We start from the raw sequence: 23,628 nt of genomic DNA, 5'->3' as shown, positions 1-23,628 counted from the left end.
GGTCCGCATGTGCCTGGGCGGCGCGAAAACGCGGATCCGGGAAGTGCTGAGCGAGAGAAAGGAACAGGATGCGCCCGCTCGAACTTTGGACCAACCTGACCAGTCTAAACCGGGGCGATCCGGGTGAGCTGCTGGACCGGGCGAAGATGCTCGAGGCGGACGGCTGGGACGGTGCCACCTTCCCGGACTCGAACTTCCAGAACATGGAGGCCTATGTCGTGCTGACGGCGGTGGCGATGGAGACCAGCCGGCTTCGGCTCGGCACCGGCGTCACCAACCCCGCGACGCGGCATCCCGGCGTGACGGCTTCGGCGATGATGGCGCTGAACGCGCTGTCGAAGGGGCGGGTGGTGATCGGCATCGGCCGTGGCGATTCGCCGCTGGCCTATATGGGCGGCTCTCCGGTGTCGGTGAAGGCGTTCGAAACCGGCCTCGACATGATCCGTAGCTACATGCGCGGCGAGGTGGTGCCGATCGAGATGGCGGCCACCGCGCTGGCGCGCAACTCCAAGGAAGGGTTTGGCGACAATCTGGCGATGCATCACGCGCCTGAAGGCAGCCTGATCAAGTGGATCACCGCGGATCATGAGGTGCCGCCGCTCGACGTGTTCGCTACCGGGCCCAAGGTGATCGAGCTGGCAGCACGGAAGGCCGACTACATCACCTTCGCCTTCGGTGCCGATGCCCGGCGGCTGGAATGGGCGATCGGCGTCGCCACGGCGGAGATGGAGCGGATCGGCCGCGATCCGGCGAGTGTTTCCTTCGGTGCGCATATACCCTGCTTCCCCCATCGTGACCGGGAGGTCTCACGCAAGCTGGCGGAGGGCTACATCACCGCCCAAGCCCGCTTCGGCGTGATGACCAACAAGGTGAATGGCCCCGCCACCGAGGAGCAGCGCGCCAATTTCCAGCGGCTTGCCGGCGCCTATGACATGGACAGTCATGGCAAGGCGGGCAGCGCCCAGGCCAAGGCGCTCGACGCCGATTTCATCGATTCCTTTGGCCTGACCGGCGACCCGGAACCCGCAGTTGGCCGGCTGCGGGAGATCGCGGCCCTGGGCATCGACCGGCTTCAACTGGTCACCTCCCACACCGCAACCGATGAGGCCCGCGAAAGCTATCGCCTCACGGTCGATGCGATCGTGGCGGAGATGCGCGCGGCCTGACACCGGCGCCTTTGGGAGAGTTGGTCCAGCATGAGCGGCGCGGTCATCAGTCGGGGCGGGGGAGCGGAGTGGCGAAAGGGCTATCCCGTCGTCGCGACCTCCTTTCTTGGCGTCGGCGTTGCGGTCATCGCGAGCTGGAGCATGGGGCTGTTCATCGAACCGATCCAGCGCGAGTTCGGCTGGGGTCGGGGCGAGATCAGCGCGGCGCTGCTGGTGCTCAGCACGGTCAGCTTCTTTGCCGCCCCTTTCGTGGGGCGCCTGATCGATACCGCCGGCACCCGTCGCGTCGGCATCGTCGGGATGATCGTGTACAGCATCGGCCTGGCCCTTATCGGCTGCAGTGGAACCGAGCGCTGGCAGTGGTGGGCGATCTGGATCGTCGTCGCCATCGGCTATGTCCTGGTAAAGCCTACGCTCTGGGCGGTGGCGGTATCGAAGCGTTTCGATGTGCAGCGCGGGCTGGCCCTGGCTATCACCATGTGCGGATCGGGCGTGATCCTGATCATCATGCCGACCATCGTCACCCGGCTAATTGCGGAGTTCGGCTGGCGGACGAGCTATATCGTGCTGGGCGCGGGCACCGCGGTGCTGACGCTTCCACTCATTCTGGCCTTTCTCCGCGACGAGGATCGCCGTCCGGACGGCGCGCGTCCGACCGTGACCGCCGAGGCCGAGCGCGCGGCGGGAAATGCCGAGCTGTGGTCGTCGCTGCGATCGGGGCGCTTCCTCCGGCTGGCGATCGGCACGATCGTGATGACGATCGCGACGATAGGCCTTCAGGTCCACTTCGTTCCTCTCGTCACGCAGAAGGGGATGTCGCTGTCGACCGCCGCCTATGTGGCCGGGATGATCGGCGTCGGATCAATCATGGGGCGTCTGATATGTGGCTTCCTGATGGATCGGTGGCGTGGCCAGATCGTCGGCGCCATTTTCTTCGCTTTGCCCGCCCTCTCGTCCCTGTGCCTGCTGAACTATGGCGGGGGCACCCTGGTCGCATGCGCGATCGCCTTCGTGCAGGGGCTGGCACTCGGCGCCGAGATGGACGTCATCTCCTACCTGACCAGCCGCTATTTCGGTCTGCGCAACTATGGGACGCTGGTTGGCACGATCATGGGTGGCGTGGGACTGGCGAATGGGCTCGGGCCGACCCTTGCCGGGTTCATTTATGATCTCACGGGCAGCTACGACCTGTTCCTGATCATGACGGTGCCGGCCTTCCTGATCAGCGCGATCCTCGTTTATTCCTTGGGTGACTACCGGCTTCGCGAGCCGAAATTCGCCCCGTAGCGAGGGTTGATCTGGGGATTGAGGCCCGTACGTTGGCTTAACAGATTTGAGTGTACGTATAACTGTTTATGATCGGCAAAGGCCGGAATTCCGGCGCGATCCCATGGCCATGGGTGCCAAGAAAAGGAGGCTGTGTTGCAAGGCGAAACAGGTTTGACGGGTGCGCCGCTGCGCTTCGACGGCAAGGTCGCGGTGGTCACCGGCGCGGGCAAGGGGCTGGGACGTGCCTTCGCGATGGAACTGGCCTCGCGCGGGGCCGCCGTGATCGTCAACGACATAGCGAGGACGGAGGATGGTGCGGGCCACCTGGCCGCGCAGGTGGTCGAGGAAATCGTCGCCAGCGGCGGACGGGCCAAGGCCAATCTGGCATCGGTTGCGGAGGCGGAGGGCGCCGCGTCGATCGTCGACGATGCGCTGTCGTTCGGCAGCATCGACATCATCATCAACAATGCCGGATGCCTGCTGCTCGGCGAATTCGAGACCTTCCCGATCGATGATCTGATCACGACCTTCAATGTGCATGTGAAGGGCGCCTTCCAGATCATCCAGCGGGCCTGGCCGCATATGCGCAAGCAGGGCGGCGGCCATGTGCTCAACGTCGCCTCGATCGGCGGCAACATCGTCGGCAACAGCAACCATGCCGCATATGACACGTGCAAGGGCGCGCTGTCGGGTCTCACCCGCAACCTGGCGCTGGAGGGGGAGCCGTTTGGCATCAAGGTCAACGGATTGTTCCCCGGCGCCTTCACCGGCATGGTGAAGCATGCGGTGAACGTCGTCGACCAGACGATCAGCCCCAATCTCGACATCGACATGCGCGCCGAACTCGTCGGGCCGACCGCGGCCTGGCTGGTGCATGAGGAGTGCGGCCTGACCGGCGCCTTCTTCGCCAGCAGTTCCGGGCGGCTGGGTCGGGTGTTCCCGGGCGTCGCGGAGGGCTTTCAGGACGATCCGGAGCTGTTTTCGATGGAGCGTATCCGCGAACATCGCGAACGGGCCCACAGCACCGAGCCCTTCTTCACGCCGCGTACCACCCAGGACTTCAACAAATGGCGGATCGGCCTTTTCCGCGCGATGCAGGAAAGGCGCGCCAAGGGGGCAATGCAGCCCGCCGAATGAGCGAAGCGATCAGGAAATCCAGCGATACAGGAGAGTGGCGATGAGCGCCCAGGCCGAAACCTACAATGTCGAGGATTATGCGGAAACCTACCGTACCCCGACCGGCATGACGGTGAAGATATTGGAGCCGGAGATCGGCGCCGAGCTTTCCGGTGTCGATCTGTCGCAGCCGCTGCGCACGGACACCGGGAATGACATCAGGGCCGCGCTGCTTCGCCACGGCGTGGTGTTCTTCCGAAACCAGCGGCTGGATTATGAGCGCCATGTCGAACTGGCGAGCTTCTTCGGCAATGTGATCCGCGACGGCCAGGATCAGAGCCGTCCCGAGATCTTCATGGTCAAGGGCGCCGGCGGCGCCAGGGATCAGTCGGCCAACCGCTGGCACAGCGACGCATGCTACCAGGCGATCCCGCCATCGGTCTCCCTGCTTCGCTCGATCACGGTGCCGCGTCTTGGCGGGGACACCTGCTTCGCCAGCGCGGTGGCCGCCTATAACGGACTGTCGGACGAGATGAAGGAGCGGATCGGGCATCTCCGCTACAACACCGACATCCTCTATGCGACGCGGCGATCGGTGCATGCCTCGCCCGAGCGCTATGCGGAGATGCGGCTGAAATACCCGCCCTGCGACCATCCGGTGGTCCGCATCCATCCCGAGACGGGTGAGAGGACGCTGTTCGTGAACGAGGCCTATTCGATGGGCATCGTCGGCATGGAGCAGGAGGCGGCCATGGCGCTGATCCGCGAGCTGTCCGACGAGTTCCGCCGACCCGAATATCAGGTCCGCTTCAAATGGACGCCCGACGCGCTGGCGATCTGGGACAACCGGCTGGTCCAGCATTATGCCGTCGCGAACCAGGCGGGCGACCGCTATCTGGAGCGGATCACCGTCGAGGGTACGCCGACGCTGAGCTCCGCCGACTGGAAGGCGATGGGCAACAGGATTGCCGAACCGGCGTAAGCGCTGACGCCAAGCCTGTTCGGGCAAGAGCGAATGCACATCGGAAGGCCGGCTGGCACCCAGCCCGCATCGGGGAGGGGCGGTTGTGCGTCGGGTCCGATGCACCTTGTTGGTTCAGCAAAGATTATTTGTACGTAGATATAAATATCTTGACTGTTTCGGGCAAAGGAAGCACTGAACGATCGTTCAAAAAATTAGCGGGAGAGGTGTGGCGCCACCGTCGGCTCGGAATCAGCCGGGCGCCAGGCCGGAACTCCCCGGATCGTTAACGGATAGGGCCGGGCGGCGCGCTGTTCACCCGGGGCATAAAGCTGAAAAATCCAAAAGGGAGAGCGGATCATGAAGGGTGGTGCAAGCATTCTCGCCGGATCGCTGGTGCTGTTCCATGCGCAGGCGGCGTGGGCCGGCCAGTCGGAACCGGCCGCTGCGCCAGCCGCCGCCGAGGCGGGCGCGCCGGAGGGCATCGAGGACATCGTCGTAACCGCCCGGAGGACGAACGAGACCGCGCAGAAGGTTCCGCTGGCGATCAGCGTCGTCACGGGCGAAGCGATGAAGGAGGCCAATGTCTCCGAGTTCCGCGATTTCGCGCGTCTCACGCCGAGTTTCCAGGCGCTGGTGGGCGCGGGCGACGCCACCGCCGTGATACTGACCATCCGTGGCGTTTCCGCCCAGGATCGACTGCTGACCACGGACTCGCCGATCGGCATCTATGTCGATGGCGTCAACTACGCCCGCACCTCCAACCTCGAAACCGCCTTCCTCGATGCGGATCGGGTCGAGGTACTGAAGGGGCCGCAGGGAACGCTGTTCGGCAAGAACAATACCGGCGGCGCCGTAAGCGTGACCACCCGGCAGCCGAAACTGGGCGAGTTCGGCGGCTATGTCATCGGCACCGTGGGGAATTATGACACCTACGAGGCGCTGGGCGTGCTTAACCTGCCGCTGGTCAAGGACAAGCTCGGTATCCGCGTCATGGGATCGCATCGCGAGCGCGGCGGCTTCGGCAAGGATTTCTTCGGGCGCGAACTCAACACCAAGAACCAGGACGCCTTCCGCGTCAACGGCCTGTTCGAGAGCGGATCGGTTCGCTGGGCGGTGTCGGGCGATTACACCAAGACCACCGGCAGCGGCGCCATCGCGAGGCTGACTTTTCTCAATCCGCTTCCGAGCACGCTGGCCGGCACTCCGGCGACCGCGCCGATCTATATCGCGGTGGCGATCCAGGCCGGGTTGCTCAATCCCGCGCTGCTGGCCAACCGCACCGCGAACGCCGCCGCGATCAACGCCGCCGCGGCGCTGGCGCGGCCTCTGCTGGTCGCCGAAATGAACGCGCCTTTCTATGATACGCCGACCAATATCGCCCGGAACATATTGGGGCGGACCTATGGCGTGTCGTCGAACTTCAGCGTCGATCTGCTCGACAATCTCCAGTTCCGGTCGATCAGCGCGGCCCGCTGGGCGAAGGTGAGGAGCCCGAACGAGTTCGACGGGTCGCATTATGCGCTGGTCGACTCCACCAATTTCCAGAACGGTGTCCGCAACCTGAGCCAGGAAATCCAGTTCGTCAGTTCCGGCAACAGCTGGTTCGACTGGATCGTCGGCGCCTATGTCAACGAGGAGACCGGCTTCGAGGGTACCATCTCGAACAGTCTGGCCACGGTCAATCCGACAACCAATCCCAATGTCACCGGCGCGGACGTGAAGAACGGCAGCTGGGCGGTGTTCGGGCAGACTAACATCAAGCTGACCGACACGGTGCGTGCCACGCTTGGCCTGCGCTGGACCGAGGAACTGCGGCAAATCCGCGCACGCAACTTCATCGGCCCGGCCGCGACCTGCAATATCCCGGTCGCGGTCCGCATCGGCGGACAATGCCTGGCGCAGTTCAAGAACATCTATTCGGATGCGTCCTATCTGGCGAGCATCGACTGGCAGGCGACCGAGGCGACGATGCTCTATGCGCGCACCGCGCGGGGCTTCAAGGGCGGCGGGCAGAATCTGCGCGGCACCGCCGGCTCGGTGGAATCCTTCACCCCCTTCAAGCCCGAGACCGTCACCGACTATGAGGTCGGCGTGAAGACCGACCTGTTCGACCGGAGGGTCCGCTTCAACGCGGCCGTCTATTATGCGGACTACAAGGACATCCAGCGTACCGCGCTGATCCCGACCGCGGCAGGCAACCTGGCCAGTGTCATCAGCAACGCGGCCAAGGCCCGCATCCAGGGCGCGGAAGGCGACCTGACCGTCCGCCCGATGACCGGGCTCACCTTCCGCCTGTCGGGCGCGATCGTCGATGCCAAGTACAAGAAATATGTCGACGGTAGCGGCGACCGTTCGGGAGAGGATTTCCAGTTTCCCAAATATAGCTGGGCGGCGAGCGTGGATTATAAAGTGCCGATGTCCTTCGGCACCGCCGGGGCGTCGCTCAACTATAGCTGGAACAGCAGGGTCAACCTTGCGCCCACCGCCAAATATCTCGGAACGGTGGTGCAGCCGGGCTATGGCCTGCTCGGTGGTCGCCTTTCGGCCACCATCGATGCGATCGATGCCGACATCGCGGTCTATGGCAAGAACCTGACGAACAAGAAATATTTCATCAATGGCGTCGCGGCCGACAGCAGCTTCGGCTTCAACGCCGCCTTCGTGGGCGAGCCGCGCCAGTTCGGCCTTACCCTGACGAAGCGCTTCGGCGGCGAATAAGGGACGGCGGTGCAGGGCGGCGCTTTCCCTGAAGGAAAAGGGAGCGCGCCGCCATCGTACTGGACTGGGCGCGCGATGGATCAGGCGAGATGAGCGAAAGCCCGCGCAGGGGGCCGTTGACCAGCCTGAAGGTGCTGGAGTTCGCGGGGCAGGGGCCGGGGCCATTCTGCGGGATGCTGCTGTCGGATCTCGGTGCCGACGTGATCCGCATCGACCGGGCTGGCGCGCGCGGCGGCGGCCCGGGCGAGGTGATGGGGCGAGGGCGCCGCTCTGTCGCGCTCGACCTCAAGAACCCGGCCGCCATGACCCTTTGCCTGGACCTGATCGAGCGGGCGGACGCCCTCATCGAAGGATATCGTCCCGGCGTGATGGAGCGGCTGGGGCTGGGCCCGGACATCGCCCTGACCCGGAATCCGCGCCTCGTCTATGGCCGGGTGACGGGCTGGGGGCAGACCGGGCCGCTGGCCCAGGCGGCAGGCCACGACATCAATTATGTCGCGCTCAGCGGCGCGCTGAGCCTGATCGGCGTCAAGGACAGGCCGGTGCCCCCGCTCGCGACGCTGGGCGATATCGGCGGCGGTGCGCTCTACCTTGCCCTCGGGCTGCTGGCCGGCATCGTCCGGGCCCGTGATAGCGGCCGGGGCCAGGTGGTCGATGCGGCCATCGTCGATGGGGCCGCATCGATGGTGTCGATGATCTATGGGCGCCACGCCGTCGGCGGCTGGGTTGGCGAGCGCGAAGCGAACCTGTCCGATGGCGGCGCGCATTTCTACAATCCCTATCGCTGCGCCGACGGGAAATGGGTGTCGATCGCGTCGTTCGAGCCGCAATTCTATCAGTTGCTGCTCGACAAGACAGGCTTTGACGATCGCGATCCGGCGCGACGGATGGACAAGGCGGCCTGGCCGGCGCTGCGCGAGAGGATGGCGGTGCTGATCGCCACCAGGACGCAGGCGGAATGGTGCGCGCTGATGGAGGGGACCGACGTCTGCTTCGCGCCGGTGCTGAGCCTGGATGAGGCGCCCCGGCATCCGCACAATGCCGCGCGCGGCACCTTCGTCGACGTGGAGGGAATCCTCCAGCCGGGCCCGGCGCCACGCTTCTCGGAAACCCCCGGTGCCATCCAGCGGCCGCCTCCGGCGATCGGTGAGCACAACCGGGATGCGCTGCGCGACTGGGGTTTTCCGGAACGGACGGTGGCCGATCTCATCACCGCCGGCGCCATGCGCGACACGGCAACACCATCATCAGCGGGACATGAACCATGACCGGAGCACTGGAAGGCATTCGCATATTGGACCTCAGCCACGCGCTGGCGGCCCCATCGGCGACCAAGCTGCTGGCCGACTATGGCGCTGAGGTGATCAAGATCGAACCGCCGGAGAAGGGCGATTTCACCCGCGCGTTGACGCCGGGCGTGTTCGAGGCGTTCAACTGCAACAAGAAATCGCTGGCGGTGAATCTGAAGGCGCCGGAAGGGGTGCGGATCGTACGCGACCTGGCGCGGATCAGCGATGTGGTGGTGGAGGCATTCCGGCCGGGCGTGGTCGCCAAGCTGGGCCTCGGCCGCGAAGAGCTGACCGCGATCAACCCGAAGCTGATCTACGCGTCCTTTTCCGCCTTTGGACAGAGCGGGCCCGGCGCGAAGCGGGCGGGGGTCGATGCCCTGGCCCAGGCGGAATCGGGACTGGTGCAGATTCAGGGCAAGCTGATCCCGAACCTCAGCTTCGTCGATGTGACGGCGGGGCTGGCGCTCACCTCGGCGATCATGGCGAGCATCATGAAGCGCGACCGGACCGGTCGGATCGACCATATCGACTTGAACCTGTTCGACATGGCGCTCTACATCCAGTCGGGCCCGATCCTGCAGTACAGCCTTACCGGCAAGATGCTGGACCAGGCTGCGCAGGCCGGGCGCAACCCGCTGGCGAACGTGTTCGAGGCCGCGGACGGCCCCTTGTATATGGGCCTCTACTGGGATCCCGACTGGACCATATTATGCGAGATCGCGGGCGAGCCGGAGCTTGCCACTGATCCACGCTTCGCGACCGCCGCGGATCGATCGGCCAATGTCGGGGAACTGACCGAGGTGGTCGGGCGGATATTGTCGACGCGGCCGCGACGCGCCTGGATCGACGCGCTCGAGGCGCGCGGGCTGCTGGCCGGTGAGGTCCGCATGATGAACGAGGTGCTGGCGTCCGAACAGGTTACCGCGACCGGAGCCGTACATTATCGCGAGACCAGCCAGGGCGCCCGCGGCGCCTATGTGGCGGGGCCGGCGCATGCGTCGAGCGGAGCGCCGCCGCCCGCGAGCAGCGCGCCAAGCATCGGCCAGGACACCGACGCGGTGCTGGCGCTGATCGGGCTGGAAGGCCACGCGGTGCAGGCGCTTCGCGAGCAGGGTATCGTCGGCTGAGTCGTCGATGCCGAATAAGGCTGGAGCGGCCAGCGATCTGACTGTATCAGGACGGCCGCTCTACGGCTTTGTTTTACCGCGATTTCCGAGCGGACAGATGCTTCCATCTGTTTGAAATCGCTCTGGAGGGGGCGGTGATCGTGCTTAAGGCGATGGGTTGGAGCGCGGTGGCGTTGCTCGGGGCGGTGGCGCTGGGGATCGTGGCGCTGGCGCGGGGCGAGACTGTCAACGCGGTGTGGATCGTGATCGCCGCGGCCTGCGTCTATCTGATCGCCTATCGCTTCTATGCGAAGTTCATCGCGAACAAGGTGCTGCGGCTCGATCCGGCACGGCCGACGCCGGCGATCACGCGCGCCGACGGGCTGGACTTCGTCGCCACCGACCGGCGGGTACTGTTCGGCCATCATTTCGCGGCGATCGCGGGGGCGGGGCCGCTGGTCGGGCCTGTGTTGGCGGCCCAGATGGGCTATCTGCCCGGCATGCTGTGGCTGCTGGCGGGCGTGGTGCTGGCCGGGGCGGTGCAGGATTTCCTGATCCTGTTCATCTCGATGCGGCGCGAGGGCCGATCACTGGGCGAACTGGTGCGGCTGGAGATGGGCACGATCCCCGGCACTATCGCGCTGTTCGGGGCCTTCCTGATCATGGTGATCATCCTGGCGGTGCTGGCGCTGATCGTCGTCAAGGCGCTGGCGCAGAGCCCGTGGGGCATGTTCACCGTCGCCGCGACCATTCCGCTGGCGCTGGCGATGGGCGCCTATAGCCGCTGGATCCGCCCCGGCCGGATCGGTGAGGTGTCGCTGCTCGGCCTGGTCGGCCTGATCCTGGCGATCGTCTATGGCCGCGACGTCGCCGAATCCGCGACGCTCGCGCCGATGTTCACCTTCTCGGCGGTGCAGCTCTGCTGGATATTGATCGGCTATGGCGCGGTCGCCTCGCTGCTGCCGGTGTGGCTGCTGCTGGCGCCGCGCGACTATCTGTCCACCTTTCTGAAGATCGGCGCGATCCTGGCGCTGGCGATCGGCATCCTGATCGTCGCGCCGCCGATGCGGATGCCGTCGATCACCCAGTTCGCGGCCGGCAACGGGCCGGTCTGGTCGGGCCCGTTGTTCCCCTTCCTGTTCATCACCATCGCCTGCGGTGCTGTTTCGGGCTTTCACGCGCTGATCGCGAGCGGCACGACGCCGAAGTTGATCGCCAATGAATCCCACGCGCCGTTGATCGGCTATGGCGCGATGCTGGCCGAGAGCATGGTGGCGATCATGGCGCTGGTCGGCGCCTCGGTGATTGATCCCGGCATCTATTTCGCGATGAACAGCCCTGCGGCGATCGTCGGCGTCGATCCGGCCAGCGCCGCGCAGGCGGTGAGCGCGATGGGCTTCGCGATCACCCCCGACGCCATCACGGCGATGGCGCGCGACGTCGGCGAGACGACGATCATCTCGCGCGCGGGCGGCGCGCCGACCCTGGCGGTCGGCATGGCGCATATCTTCAGCGAACTGATCGGTGGCAAGGCGATGATGGCCTTCTGGTATCATTTCGCGATCCTGTTCGAGGCGCTGTTCATCCTCACCGCTGTCGACGCGGGGACCCGCGCCTGCCGCTTCATGCTGCAGGACCTGATCGGCCTGGCCGTGCCATCCTTCCGCAACGCCAGCAGCTTCCTGCCGTCGCTGGTGGGCACGGTGCTGTGCGTCGCCGCTTGGGGCTTCTTCCTCTACCAGGGCGTCACCGATCCGCTGGGCGGGGTGAACACGCTGTGGCCGCTGTTTGGCATCTCCAACCAGATGCTGGCGGCGATCGCGCTGATCCTGGCGACGGTCGTGCTGTTCCGGATGAAGCGCCACCGCTACGCCTGGGTGACGATGGTGCCGACGGCCTGGCTGCTGGTGTGTACCCTGTCGGCCGGCCTGCTCAAGCTGATCAGCCCCGATCCGAAGATCGGCTTCCTGGCCCATGCCGCGAAGTTCAAGGAAGCGATCGATAAGGGGCAGGTGCTGGCGCCCGCCAAGTCGATGGAGGAGATGCGGGCGATATTGTTCAACGACCGGATCGATGCCGCCCTGACCGCGCTGTTCATGCTGGTGCTGCTTTCGGTCCTGCTGTTCGGCATCCGCGCCTGCATTGCGGCGCTGGCCTCCGATCGGCCCACCGCGCGCGAGCTTCCCGGCGGGGAGGCGATGGCATGAGCCTGATCGGAGCCGCGCTGGGACTGATTGCCGAGACCGGCCGGCTGATGGTCGGCCAGAGCTCGTACCGCGCCTATCTCGACCATATGGCAGCGCATCATCCCGGCGCGCCGGTGATGGATGAACGCGCCTTCTTCCGGAGCCGGCAGGAGGCGCGCTACGGCGGCCGCAACGGCGGGAAATGCTGCTGATCCACCGCCCGGCAGCGGCTGATCGGTGCCACCGGGGCCCTGCCACGGTGTCGCAACCCGCAAACAATTTTCGAAGCGGAAACCATTAGAACTCAGAGTCTATTTACAAGCTTGATGAATTCAGGTGGATGTCGGCTGTCGGGGGGCCGGCAGGCCGGGGCGCTGCCCAGGCCGGCTTGGAGGCACGCTTGACCGACTTCCCTTCGGACGAAGCGCCGCGGCAACGCGGCGACATCGTCGCTTTTCATGACCATGGCCCGCCGCCGCCGAACTTCGGCGCGCTGTTCCTGGCGGGCCTCGCACGCACGCCGCGCAGCCTGGCCGGGCAGATGCTGCTCGACCGGCGTTCGCCCGCGTTCCGGCGCATCTGCGCGCTGCCCGAATATTATCTGCAGCGGGCCGAGCTGGAGATATTGCGCGACCGCGCGGTGGAGCTGGCGCGTGCGATCGGCCCCGATGCGCAGCTGGTCGATTTCGGGCGCGGCTTCAGCGCGCAGACGGCGCTGCTGCTCGCGACCCTGGATCGTCCGTGGGCCTATGTCGCGATCGACCATGACCGCGATGCGCTGCTGGAGGACGCCCGCCGCGTCCAGCATCGCTATCCCCGGCTGTGGGTGGAGGCGGTGCGCGCCGACATGCGCAACGCTTTCGACCTGCCGCCCAATGCCGGGGGAGGGCGGAGGATCGCTTATTGCCCGGGCAATGCGATCGGCAATTTCGATCCGACCGAGGCCTTGGGTCTGCTCTCGCTCTGGGCGCGCGAACTGCGGCCCGGCGGGCTGCTGCTGATCGGCGTCGATCTGCGCAAGAGCGTGCTGATCCTGGAATCGGCCTATGACGATCCGCATGGGCTCAATGCGGCGCTCGTGCTCGACGTGCTTCGCCGGGCAAACCGCGAACTGGCAGCGAATTTCGACGTGCGCCTGTTCGAGCATCAAGTTCACTTCGACGCGGATCGCGGTCGCGTCCGCGCCGATCTGGTCAGCCTCGGGCCGCAGCAGGTCCGCGTCGGCGAATCGATGGTGAGCTTTGCCCAGGGCGAGGCGCTGCATGTCGAGGACAGCTGGAAATATTCGGTAGAGGATTTCCAGGCGCTTGCCCGTGGCGCGGGTTTCCGTCCGCGCGAAATGTGGTGCGATGCGAGGGAATTGTTCAGTCTGCACCTGCTGGAGGTCGGCGCATCAATTGGCTAAGAGCCGTTCCATGCCCGGCCCCAGTTTCAAGCTCGAAAAACCACATCCCCTGCCGCTCGCCGGAGTTGATGAGGCGGGACGGGGGCCGCTGGCCGGGCCGGTGGTCGCGGCCGCGGTGATCCTCGATCGGCGGCGGGTGCCCAGGGGGATCGACGATTCGAAGAAGCTCAATGCCGGCGCGCGGGGCGAGCTTTGCGCCAAGATCCGTGCGGTCGCCCATGTCGGCGTCGGCATCGCCACGGTCGAGGAGATCGACGAGATCAACATCCTCTGGGCGTCGATGCTGGCGATGGAGCGCGCTGTCGCGGCGCTGGGCGTCGAACCGGCCATGGTGCTGGTCGACGGAAACCGCCTGCCGCGCTGGAGCCGCCCGTCGCAATGGGTGATCGGGGGCGACGCGCTTTGCATGTCGATCGCCGCCGCGTCGATCATCGCCAAGGAAGAGCGGGACCGGATGATGGCCGATTATGACGCGCATCATCCCGGCTATGGCTGGTCGCAGAACAAGGGCTATGGCACGCCCGCACATCTCGATGCGCTGTCGCGGCTGGGTCCTTCGCCGCTCCACCGCAAGAGCTTCGCACCGATCGCGCAATATTCGCTGTTCGGCTAAATTCCCCCGACATAGTCGAGGCAGCCGCGCCGGAAGCCCCAGCTGTCGCTGGGGCATTGATCGGGCACGCTGATCGCGGCCAGCACCGCCCAGCGATAGCCGAGGTCGCGTTCGGAGCAACGATCGCATTGCGCCACCGTGTCGCTGTCAGAGCCGCCGCGGGAATCGTCCAACCGGCCCCGCCCATCCTCCTCGCCGAAAGTCGCCGCCTCGGCGCGGGCGAACAATGAAGGTGCCTCGGCAGGGCCGTAGACCTTCTGGTGGAGCCCGTTGACCGTCGCCATGCCGGCGGCCAAGCCGCCCGCGATCGCGACAACGGCGCACAGTATCGGCGGAGACATCCGGCGGGGCGACAGCATGGCCATGGCGGCAAAACGACGTGCCGGCGCCGCCGTTCCGGGGATTTTTCGATCAAAAAGGCATGGGTGAGTCCTTCGCGCCACACCACTAGGGATTGAGTCCAGTCGCCGGGTTGAGACTCCATATGAAGTATCGGACTCCTTTCGTTCGCCTTGCCTCGGATTTCTGTCAGGTTCGGCAGCCAAACTATTGTTCTTGACCGAAGAGTCCGGATGACTCACCCTTGACGAAGTTCGAAGGGGGGTGATCGTCCATGGGTGTTCTCGAGAAGTTTCCGGCTGCGCGCCGGGCGAAGCGCGCGGTCGAGGCACCGGCGCGGCTTCCCCTCAATGAGATATTGCGCGGCGACTGTATCGAGACGATGCGCGCGCTTCCGGATCGCTGCGTCGACATGATCTTCGCCGATCCGCCGTACAACCTCCAGCTCGGCGGCGATCTCCACCGCCCCGACGGAAGCCAGGTCGACGCGGTCGACGACGACTGGGACAAGTTCGACAGCCTGGCGGTCTATGATCGCTTCACCCGCGAATGGCTGCATGAGGCGCGCCGCATCCTGAAGGACGACGGCACGATCTGGGTGATCGGCAGCTATCACAACATCTTCCGCGTCGGCACGGCGCTGCAGGACGAGGGCTTCTGGATTCTGAACGACATCGTCTGGCGCAAGGCGAACCCGATGCCCAATTTCAAGGGCACCCGCTTCACCAACGCGCATGAGACGCTGATCTGGTGCTCCAAGGCCGAGAAGGCGAAATACACCTTCAACTACCGCACCATGAAGGCGCTCAACGACGACATCCAGATGCGGTCGGACTGGACCCTGCCGATCTGTTCGGGCGGCGAGCGGCTGAAGGACGACGATGGCCACAAGGCACATCCGACCCAGAAGCCCGAAAGCCTGCTCTACCGGGTGATGCTGGCCTGCACCGAGCCGGGCGATCTGGTCCTCGACCCCTTTTTCGGCACCGGCACCACCGGCGCCGTCGCGCGTCGCCTCGGCCGCCGCTGGATCGGCATCGAGCGCGAGGACAAATATATCAAGGTCGCGACCCAGCGCATCCAGGCGACCCTGCCGCTCGACGAGAGCGCGATGATGTCGATCCCCGAGAAGAAGGCCGCCCCGCGCGTCGCCTTCGGCCTGCTGGTCGAAAGCGGCCTGATCCCGCCAGGATCGACCGTGACCGACAGCAAGCGCCGCTGGTCGGCGATGGTGCGCGCCGATGGCGTGCTGGCGGGGCCGAACGGCGCCACCGGCTCGATCCACGGCCTCGGCGCCCAGCTTCAGGGCGCGCCCTCGTGCAACGGCTGGAGCTTCTGGCATATCGAGACACCCACGGGGCTGGAGCCGATCGACGCGGTGCGCCAGCGGCATCTCGCCCAGTTGGGCGAATAGCGAAATCCGGTTCGGAATGAACCGGATTCCGGCTGGATTCCGCAACGAATTTCCCTGATGTCTGCTGTGTCGGGAAGGTCGCCTGACAGGCGTTGGGGGGACGCGCATGGGTTTCGGCAAATGGATGGCGGCCCTGGCCGCGCTCGGGCCTCCTGCACCCCTCCAGGCGGCGTGGAATGAGGTCCGCGCGCCGCACTTCATCGTCTATTCGCAGGGCTCTCCCGATACGGTCCGCAGGTTCGTCACCGATCTGGAGCGGTTCGACCAGGCGGCCCGCAAGCTGCTCAGCTATGGCGATTATGAGGGCGACGATCCCAATCCGCTGACGATCTTCGTCGTCGACAATGTCGATGCGATCGTCAAGTTGTGCAAAGGCGGCGAGGGCAAGGACAAGGCGGACAAGGCGAGGGCCGACAAGGCGTGCCGCTATGTCGCCGGATTCTATGACGGCCGGGCCGAGGGATCGGTGGCCTTCGTGCCGCGATCGGCGGGCGGCGGATCCCCCCTGTCGCTCGGCGCGCAGACGATCCTCTTCCACGAATATGCCCATCACCTGCTGCTGGCGAATTCCCTGGCCGTCTACCCCGCCTGGTATGTGGAGGGCTTTGCCGAGTTCCTGTCCAACGTGAAGCTCGACAGGCCGGGCGAAGTCGGCATCGGGTTGCCCGCTTTCAGCCGTGCCTATTCGCTGTTCGAGCAGCGGCCGATGCCGGCGCGCGAGATACTGACCGTCAACCCATCGACCCTGTCGCCGGTGGATCATGTGATCTTTTATGGGCGGGCCTGGCTGCTGACCCATTATCTGAGCCTGGGCCCGAGCCGCAAAACCGAACTGACCGAATATCTCCAGGCCATCAACAAGGGCGAGCCCAACGCGGAAGCCGCCGCGAGGATATTCGGCGACTTCGACGTCCTCGACAAGGAACTGGAGCGCTACATGCGCGGCAAGATGCCGTATCTGCCCGTCATCGTCGCGCCGATCCCGCCCGAACGGATTCGCGTCCGTCGCCTCGATCCCGGCGAGGAAGCGCTGATGCCGGTTCGGCTCCAGTCGAAGCGTATGGTCGATGAAGAGACGGCACCGGGGGTGGCGGAGGAGGCGCGGCGGCTGGCGGCGCCCTGGCCTTCCGATCCCGGTGCACAGATCATTCTCGCCGAGGCCGAATATGATGCCGGCAACGACGATGCCGCCGAAGCGGCAGCGGATCGCGCGCTGTCCGCGAACCCGGCATATGGTGCCGCCATGATCTACAAGGCGCTGGCGATCATGCACCGCGCCGAGCAGGCGAACCGCCATGACGATATGGTCTGGCGTGGGGCGCGGAACTGGCTGCTCAAGGCGAACAAGATCGAGAACGACGCGGCCTGGCCGCTCATCCTGTTCTACCGGAGCTTCATCCAGCAGGGGAGCAAGCCGACGCCGAACGCTGTCGCGGCGCTGGAGCGGGGTGTCGCGCTGGTGCCACAGGATGACAATGTCCGGATGATGCTGATCGGCCAATATCTGCGCGACAGGAAGATCAAGGAAGCGAAGCAACTGCTCAGCCCGCTGGCGTTCAACCCGCACGCCCCGCCAAACAACGGCGCGCGCCGCCTGCTCGACCGGATCAACGAGCGCGGCGCCGAAGCACTTTCAGGATGGGACATGCCGGCTATCGAAACCGGCCCGATCGAATTGCCGCCGGAGAAGCCGGAGCCTAAAGCCAGGAAATGACCGCCATCTCCCGCTACGCCCGCCTCTATTTCCAGCCGACCGCCTTCGTCGCGGCGCCCTTCGGGCTCGATGGCCGGGTGGCGCGGCTGGCGGGCGGGTTGCTCTGGTTCTCGGCCTATGAAGTTATCGCGGTCGATGGCGGCAGGCGGATGGCGAGCCGGCTGGTGCCGGTCGAGGCGGTCGACGGTTTCCTTGGCACGCTGACCGAGGAACAGGCCGGGGATGCGCGGGCGACGATCGCGCGGATCACCGCGCAGCGCCCCGCGCTGCATCTCGGCAACCGCGTGCTTCCGCTCGATCAGCCGCAGATCATGCTGATCCTCAATATGACACCCGACAGCTTTTCGGACGGCGGTGCGCTGATCGACGATCCGGCGGCGGCGGCCGATGCCGGCTTCGCGATGGTCGAGGCTGGCGCGGCGATCGTCGATGTCGGCGGGGAATCGACCCGGCCGCGCGCGCAGCCGGTGTGGGAAGGCGATGAGATCGCCCGGGTCGAGCCTGTCGTGCGGCGGCTGGCGGCGGGCGGCGCGATCGTCTCGATCGACACCCGCAAGGCGGCGGTAATGAAGGCGGCGCTGGAGGCGGGGGCGGCGATCGTCAACGATGTGTCGGCGCTATGCCATGATCCGCAGTCGGTGGCCCTGCTGGCACGCCACGACTGCCCGGTGGTGCTGATGCACCATCAGGGCGATCCGCAGACGATGCAGGACCGGCCGCATTATGACGATGCCCTGATCGAGGTCTATGACTGGCTGGCCGAGCGGATCGCCTTTGCCGAGGGCGCTGGCATCGCGCGGAGCCGGTTGATCGTCGATCCCGGCATCGGCTTCGGCAAGACGCTGCGGCATAATCTCCAGCTTTTGAATGGGTTGGCGCTGTTCCACGGCCTGGGCTGCCCGATCCTGCTCGGCGCCAGCCGCAAGCGGATCATCGGCGCACTGTCAAACGAGGCGCCGGTCGACCAGCGACTGGGAGGTTCGGTCGCGCTGGCGCTGTACGGCGCACAGATGGGGGCGCAGATCTTGCGGGTGCATGATGTGCCGGAGACGCTGCAGGCGATCCGGGTGTGGCGTGGGCTCAGAGATGAAGCGCTGACGCCGCCACTCTTCTAGATCCTCCCTGTCCGAAGGACGGGGAGGGGGACCGCGCTCGAAGAGCGTGGTGAAGGGGTAATCCAACGCCAATGGATGCGCTTACCGAGAGGTTGCAGACCCCTCAACCATTCGCTTCGCGAACGGTCCCCCTCCCAATCGCTGTGCGATAGGGAGGATCTAACGGGTCAGGCATCTATGACCTCTTCATCCACCGTCGCCGCATTGGCCTGGATGAAGGCGAAGCGATGCTCGGGGTTCTTGCCCATCAGCCGGTCTACGAGATCGCGGACGCTGGCGCGTTCCTCATATTCCTGGGGCAGGGTGACGCGCAGCATGGTGCGGGTCTTCGGGTCCATCGTCGTTTCGCGCAGCTGCTGCGGGTTCATCTCGCCGAGGCCCTTGAAGCGCGCCACCTCGACCTTCTTGCCCTTGAACTCCTTCGCCTCGATCTCGGCGCGGTGGGCGTCGTCCATCGCGTAGAGGCTCTTGCTGCCGACGGTCAGGCGGTAGAGCGGCGGCTGGGCCAGGTAGAGATGCCCCTCACGCACCAGATCGGGCATCTCCTGGAAGAAGAAGGTCATCAGCAGGGTCGCGATATGCGCGCCGTCGACATCGGCGTCGGTCATGATAACGACGCGTTCGTAGCGCAGCAGATCGACATTGCACTTGTCGCGGGTGCCGCAGCCGAGCGCCTGGATCAGGTCGGCAATCTCCTGGTTCGCGCCGATCTTGGCGCTGTTGGCCGAGGCGACGTTGAGGATCTTGCCGCGGATCGGCAGCACCGCCTGGGTCTTGCGGTCGCGCGCCTGCTTCGCCGAGCCGCCGGCGCTGTCGCCCTCGACGATGAAGATTTCGGTGCCCTCGGGCGAGTCATTGGCGCAGTCGGTGAGCTTGCCGGGCAGGCGCAGCTTGCGGCCCGAGGTCGCGGTCTTGCGCTTGATCTCCTTCTCCGCCTTGCGGCGCAGGCGATCGTCCATGCGATCGAGCACGAAGGCGAGCAGCGCCTTGCCGCGCTCCATATTGTCGGCGAGGAAATGGTCGAAATGATCGCGGATCGCATTCTCGACGAGGCGCGCGGCGTCGGGTGAGGTGAGCCGGTCCTTGGTCTGGCTCTGGAACTGCGGATCGCGGATGAACACCGACAGCATCTGTTCGGAGCCGGTGACGATGTCGTCGGCCGTGACATCCTTGGCGCGCTTGTTGCCCACCAAGTCTGCGAAGGCGCGGATGCCTTTGACCAGCGCCGCGCGCAGGCCCGCCTCATGGGTGCCGCCATCGGGGGTCGGGATGGTGTTGCAATAATAGCTGTACGAGCCTTCGGACCAGAGCGGCCAGGCCACCGCCCATTCGACCTGCCCGTTATTTTCGCCCGGAAAGACCTGCTTGCCGGTGAAGAACTGGCTGGTCGCGCATTCGCGACCGCCGATCTGCTCCTTGAGATGGTCGGCGAGGCCGCCGGGAAACTGAAACACTGCCTCCGAAGGGGTATCGTCGCCGATCAGCGAGGGGTCGCATTTCCAGCGTATCTCGACCCCTGCATAGAGATAGGCCTTGGAACGGGCGAGCCGCATCAGCCTGCCTGGGCGGAAATGCGCACTGGCGCCGAAAATCTCGGGATCGGGGGAGAAGGAGACGCTGGTGCCGCGCCGGTTGGGGGCGGCGCCCAGTTTCTCGAGCTTGCTCACCGCATGGCCCCGCGAGAAGCGCTGGCGGAACAGCTCCTTGTTGCGCGCCACCTCGATCACCGTCTCGGTCGACAGCGCGTTGACCACCGACACGCCGACGCCGTGCAGTCCGCCCGAGGTCGCATAGGCCTTGCCATCGAACTTCCCGCCAGAGTGGAGCGTGGTGAGGATCACCTCCAGCGCCGACTGCTTCGGGAATTTGGGATGTGGATCGACCGGGATGCCGCGGCCATTGTCGATGATCGTCAGCCGGTTGCCAGGCTGGAGCGACACCTCGATCCGATTGGCATGGCCGGCGACCGCCTCGTCCATCGCATTGTCGAGCACTTCGGCGGCGAGATGGTGATAGGCGCGCTCGTCGGTGCCGCCGATATACATGCCGGGGCGGCGGCGCACGGGCTCCAGCCCCTCAAGCACCTCGATCTGCGAGGCGTCGTAACTGCCGGAGCTGGTGGACGGAGCGGAGGCGAAGAGATCGTCGTCGGACATTGAAGCCGACTATAGGGCGAGGCGACGGCCAAAGGGAAGGGGGAGGCGCCGCCCCGCAACCGGGCTAGCCGGCCTTCTCCACCTCGTCGGGCTGCGCCTCGCGGGTCTTGCCGGTCTCGCCCGTCGCTTCGATCTCGTCATAGAGCTGCGCCTGGCGGGTTCGCAGCGTCTCGCCCAGCGCGTTCAGATCGATCTCGCCCCGCTCGTGCGCGGCCTTGGCGTCCTCGAACAGGTCCTCGTCCTCCTCGTCGATATGGTGGACGGTTTCCTCGCCCAGGACGTGGACCTTCGCGGCGAAAAGCTCCTCGGTTCCGTCGAGCTGCTCGAGCTCGGCGACGATGCGCTTGCCAGACTGGTGCTCGACGATGCCCTCGTTCACTTCATCGTCGCCGATAATCGGCTTCAGTGCGGGATAGAGAATCTCCTCCTCGATCGCCATATGCACCGCCAGACGCATGCACAGCTCACCCGCTATCTGCGCCAGCCGCGCCTCTCCCGCCGTTTCGGCTTCGTCGAACAAGGTGCGGAAGACATGATGTTCTTCCTTCAGCAGGCTGATCGCCAGCGGATCATCCTGTGCGACCACATGGCGTCCCTCGGTGTTGCGTGCGGCATATTTGCCCGCCATGGCCTCATCTCCCTCGTCCTGGCTGAAGCCGAAGGAACGTACCTCCGGGCTCGGATGTTCCGCCGGGGAACAAGATGATCCATTCCGGACTATTCGGCTGCTGATCGGCGACGGGATGCCCGCTAGAATTCGGGGGAATGGCGCACGCGGGGGCGGGGGCTGTCATGGTCGCGTGCTGGAGACGATGAAATGGCGGATTGGGGCTCTGCTCCGACGATTTTGATCTTTGGGGATTCGCCGGAAGGCCGGGCGGTCGCGTTGCGCAGCGTGACTGCCCTTGGCGGGCGCGTCGCCGGAGAGCTGCCGGTCGTCGGCGCGGCGGAACGCCTCGACCTCCAGGTGGCGGTCGACCTGGTGATAGCTGATGTCGGGACCGATCATGGCCCGCAGCTCGACCGGCTGCTCGACCGGATCGAGGCGGGGTCCGTCCAGGGCCGCTTCGCCAGCATCATCGTCGTTGCGCCGGAGTTGATCGACATCGTTTCGGCTCGGATCGCGCATGAGGGGGTGAGCCTTCTCGTCGGGCCCGACGAGGAGGCGTTGGCCTTGGCGATCGGCGAACGGCTCCGCTGGACCGAGCCACAGCTGCGCGACACCAGCGATGGCGGCCAGGGACAGCCGATCCAGAATCTGCTGGAGGAGCTTGCCCGGTTCGCGCGCAGCGCCGCGGATGGGCAGGACGACGATGCTTTCCGCGGCGACGATCGTTCGCTGGAGCCCCCGTCGCGGGAGATCGATGAGGTCGCGCCGGTCGAGGCGGGGCTGATCCGCGAACTGATCCGCGCGCGCCGCCTGCGGGACGAGCTGTTCGGCCCTGGCCTGTTCGCCGATCCGGCATGGGATATATTGCTCGACCTGACGGCCGCGCGGATCGAGGGGCGTTCGGTGGCGGTGTCGAGCCTGTGCATCGCGGCCGCCGTGCCGGCCACGACCGCGCTGCGCTGGATCAAGCAACTGACCGATTCGGGCTTGTTGCGCAGGGTCGCCGATCCCGATGACGGCCGCCGCATCTTCATCGAGCTGACCGACCGGGCGGCGCACGCGATGATGACCTATTTCGCCAACGCCGCGCGGGCGGGGAAGGGCTGACCAGCCCTTCCCCCGAGCTGTCTATCCGACGGCTTTCAGCGCCTGCTCGAAATCGGCGATCAGATCGTCCGGATCCTCTATGCCGATCGATATCCGGACCAGATTGTCGCCAATGTCGAGCGCTTTCTTGCGCTCGTCGGGCACCGAGAGGTGGGTCATGCCCGCCGGGTGGCTGGCGAGCGTTTCCGTCCCGCCGAGGCTGACCGCGAGCTTGGCGATCTTGAGCGCGTCGAGGAAGGCGAAGGCCTCGGGCTCGCCCCCCTTCAGGTAGAGCGAGAAGGTCGACCCCGCGCCTTCGCAATGGCGGCGATAGATGTCGGCCTGCCGCGATCCCGGCTCCAGGAAGCCGAGATAGCCGACCCGTTCCACCTTGCTCTGGCCGCGCAGCCATTCGCATACCTTGGCCGCATTCTCGCCCGCGCGGCTCATCCGCAGTTCCAGCGTCTCCAGCGAGCGGAGCAGCATCCAGGCGGTGTTCGGATCGGTGATCGTCCCGATCGTGTTGCGCATCGCCCGGACCGGATCGAGCAGCGCCTTGGCCCCGACCACCCCGCCGGCCACCAGATCGCTATGCCCGCCGGCATATTTGGTCAGCGAATAGACCACCAGCTCGGCGCCGTGGCGCAGCGGCTTGGACCAGAGCGGGCCGAGGAAGGTGTTGTCGATCGCGATCGGCGGCTTCTCTTCCTCTCCGGCGAACAGACGGTCACGCGCGTCGCGCACCGCCTCCACATCAACCAGCGCGTTGGTCGGGTTGGCGGGGCTTTCGAGATAGATCAGCGCGACCCGGCCCTTGGCCTTGGCCGCTTCGATGACCGCGGCGATCTCCTCGGGCGTGGCGCCCGCCGGGAAATCGAGCCAGGACACGCCGAAGCGACCCAATATGCGTCCGATCAGCGTCTCGGTCGCGGCATAGAGCGGCGCCGAATGGACGATCACGTCGCCAGGCTTCACCAGCGCCAGCAGCAGGGTTGCGATCGCCGACATGCCGCTGGAGAAGCTCAGTGCATCCTCGGCATCCTCCCAGATGCCCAGGCGATCCTCCAATATCTCCTGGTCGGGGCCGTTGAACCGCGAATAGACCAGGCCCTCGGCCCCGCCGGGCCGCTTGCCGGTGACTCCCTCGAAATGGCGCTTGCCGGCGGCGGCGCTTTCGAACACGAAGGTGGAGGTCAGGAAGATCGGCGGCTTCAGCGCGCCTTCCGACAGCATCGGATCATAGCCATGCCCCATCATCAGCGTGGACGGCTTGAGCCGCCGGCCGCCGACTTCGAGGATTTCGGCCTTGGGGCGCCGACGCGGCGTGGTGCCGCTCAGCGTGTGTTCGGTGGGTTTGGACAT

19 protein-coding genes are annotated in these 23,628 nt (G+C 65.9%); 15 read left to right on the top strand and 4 right to left on the bottom strand.

Translation table 11 applies throughout. From position 1 onward, the window contains the following. The first annotated feature begins 68 nt into the window (after nt 1-68). From CMV14_RS17550 to rnhB, 11 genes are all read left to right on the top strand, one after another. Nucleotides 69-1,166 (top strand): LLM class flavin-dependent oxidoreductase, encoded by a 1,098-nt coding sequence (locus CMV14_RS17550; RefSeq protein WP_066962304.1) that lies wholly within the window; start codon nt 69-71, stop codon nt 1,164-1,166. Between the two features lie 30 nt (nt 1,167-1,196). After that, nucleotides 1,197-2,453 (top strand): MFS transporter, encoded by a 1,257-nt coding sequence (locus CMV14_RS17545; RefSeq protein WP_066962301.1) that lies wholly within the window; start codon nt 1,197-1,199, stop codon nt 2,451-2,453. 135 nt (nt 2,454-2,588) lie between these two features. After that, entirely contained in the window at nt 2,589-3,572 is a 984-nt protein-coding gene (locus tag CMV14_RS17540; protein ID WP_066962298.1) for an SDR family NAD(P)-dependent oxidoreductase, read from the top strand. Nucleotides 3,573-3,612: 40 nt separating this feature from the next. Next, nucleotides 3,613-4,533 (top strand): TauD/TfdA dioxygenase family protein, encoded by a 921-nt coding sequence (locus tag CMV14_RS17535; RefSeq protein ID WP_066962295.1) that lies wholly within the window; start codon nt 3,613-3,615, stop codon nt 4,531-4,533. 339 nt (nt 4,534-4,872) lie between these two features. Then, the gene (locus tag CMV14_RS17530) at nt 4,873-7,233 is read left to right on the top strand and encodes a TonB-dependent receptor (RefSeq protein WP_066962292.1); all 2,361 of its coding nucleotides are present in this window, start codon (nt 4,873-4,875) and stop codon (nt 7,231-7,233) included. 89 nt (nt 7,234-7,322) lie between these two features. Further along, nucleotides 7,323-8,501 (top strand): CaiB/BaiF CoA transferase family protein, encoded by a 1,179-nt coding sequence (locus CMV14_RS17525; protein WP_066962289.1) that lies wholly within the window; start codon nt 7,323-7,325, stop codon nt 8,499-8,501. Continuing rightward, a complete protein-coding gene (locus tag CMV14_RS17520) occupies nt 8,498-9,649 on the top strand; it encodes a CaiB/BaiF CoA transferase family protein (RefSeq protein WP_066962286.1) in 1,152 nt (383 codons plus the stop codon). The genes CMV14_RS17525 and CMV14_RS17520 overlap by 4 nt, the downstream gene beginning before the upstream one ends. A 152-nt stretch (nt 9,650-9,801) precedes the next feature. Next, a complete protein-coding gene (locus tag CMV14_RS17515; RefSeq protein ID WP_096367864.1) occupies nt 9,802-11,835 on the top strand; it encodes a carbon starvation CstA family protein in 2,034 nt (677 codons plus the stop codon). Beyond that, entirely contained in the window at nt 11,832-12,026 is a 195-nt protein-coding gene (locus CMV14_RS17510) for a YbdD/YjiX family protein (RefSeq protein WP_066962284.1), read from the top strand. The genes CMV14_RS17515 and CMV14_RS17510 overlap by 4 nt, the downstream gene beginning before the upstream one ends. A gap of 188 nt (nt 12,027-12,214) precedes the next feature. Further along, nucleotides 12,215-13,219 (top strand): L-histidine N(alpha)-methyltransferase, encoded by a 1,005-nt coding sequence (locus tag CMV14_RS17505; protein WP_066962438.1) that lies wholly within the window; start codon nt 12,215-12,217, stop codon nt 13,217-13,219. A gap of 10 nt (nt 13,220-13,229) precedes the next feature. Then, nucleotides 13,230-13,832 carry a ribonuclease HII gene (gene rnhB, locus CMV14_RS17500; protein ID WP_066962281.1) on the top strand — a complete coding sequence of 201 codons (603 nt, stop codon included), beginning with the start codon at nt 13,230-13,232 and terminating at the stop codon, nt 13,830-13,832. Here rnhB and CMV14_RS17495 read toward each other — a convergent pair. Continuing rightward, nucleotides 13,829-14,191 (bottom strand): hypothetical protein, encoded by a 363-nt coding sequence (locus tag CMV14_RS17495; RefSeq protein ID WP_238147078.1) that lies wholly within the window; start codon nt 14,189-14,191, stop codon nt 13,829-13,831. The genes rnhB and CMV14_RS17495 overlap by 4 nt on opposite strands. A gap of 254 nt (nt 14,192-14,445) precedes the next feature. Between CMV14_RS17495 and CMV14_RS17490 the strand changes: the two genes are divergently transcribed. From CMV14_RS17490 to folP, 3 genes are all read left to right on the top strand, one after another. After that, complete coding sequence (locus tag CMV14_RS17490) at nt 14,446-15,585, top strand: site-specific DNA-methyltransferase (RefSeq protein ID WP_066962278.1); 1,140 nt, start codon at nt 14,446-14,448, stop codon at nt 15,583-15,585. A gap of 106 nt (nt 15,586-15,691) precedes the next feature. Then, nucleotides 15,692-17,299, top strand: a complete 1,608-nt coding sequence (locus tag CMV14_RS17485) for a hypothetical protein (RefSeq protein WP_066962275.1) — start codon at nt 15,692-15,694, stop codon at nt 17,297-17,299. Next, a complete protein-coding gene (gene folP / locus CMV14_RS17480; RefSeq protein ID WP_066962272.1) occupies nt 17,296-18,414 on the top strand; it encodes a dihydropteroate synthase in 1,119 nt (372 codons plus the stop codon). Before CMV14_RS17485 ends, folP begins: the two co-directional genes overlap by 4 nt. A gap of 167 nt (nt 18,415-18,581) precedes the next feature. Here folP and parE read toward each other — a convergent pair whose 3' ends face one another. Next, on the bottom strand, nt 18,582-20,570 hold the full coding sequence (gene parE, locus CMV14_RS17475; RefSeq protein ID WP_066962269.1) for a DNA topoisomerase IV subunit B: 1,989 nt from the start codon (nt 20,568-20,570) through the stop codon (nt 18,582-18,584). Between the two features lie 64 nt (nt 20,571-20,634). Beyond that, entirely contained in the window at nt 20,635-21,198 is a 564-nt protein-coding gene (locus CMV14_RS17470) for a hemerythrin domain-containing protein (protein ID WP_066962266.1), read from the bottom strand. Between the two features lie 267 nt (nt 21,199-21,465). Here CMV14_RS17470 and CMV14_RS17465 point away from each other — a divergent pair, with 267 nt between their 5' ends. Further along, nucleotides 21,466-22,287, top strand: a complete 822-nt coding sequence (locus CMV14_RS17465) for a winged helix DNA-binding protein (protein ID WP_238147308.1) — start codon at nt 21,466-21,468, stop codon at nt 22,285-22,287. 21 nt (nt 22,288-22,308) lie between these two features. Here CMV14_RS17465 and CMV14_RS17460 read toward each other — a convergent pair whose 3' ends face one another. Next, on the bottom strand, nt 22,309-23,628 hold the full coding sequence (locus CMV14_RS17460) for a cystathionine gamma-synthase family protein (RefSeq protein ID WP_066962262.1): 1,320 nt from the start codon (nt 23,626-23,628) through the stop codon (nt 22,309-22,311).

The sequence above is a fragment of the Rhizorhabdus dicambivorans genome (genome assembly GCF_002355275.1).
GTDB lineage: Bacteria > Pseudomonadota > Alphaproteobacteria > Sphingomonadales > Sphingomonadaceae > Rhizorhabdus > Rhizorhabdus dicambivorans.
The sequence above is the reverse complement of the archived record's forward strand: the minus strand, read 5'-3'. Positions and strand labels throughout refer to the sequence as shown.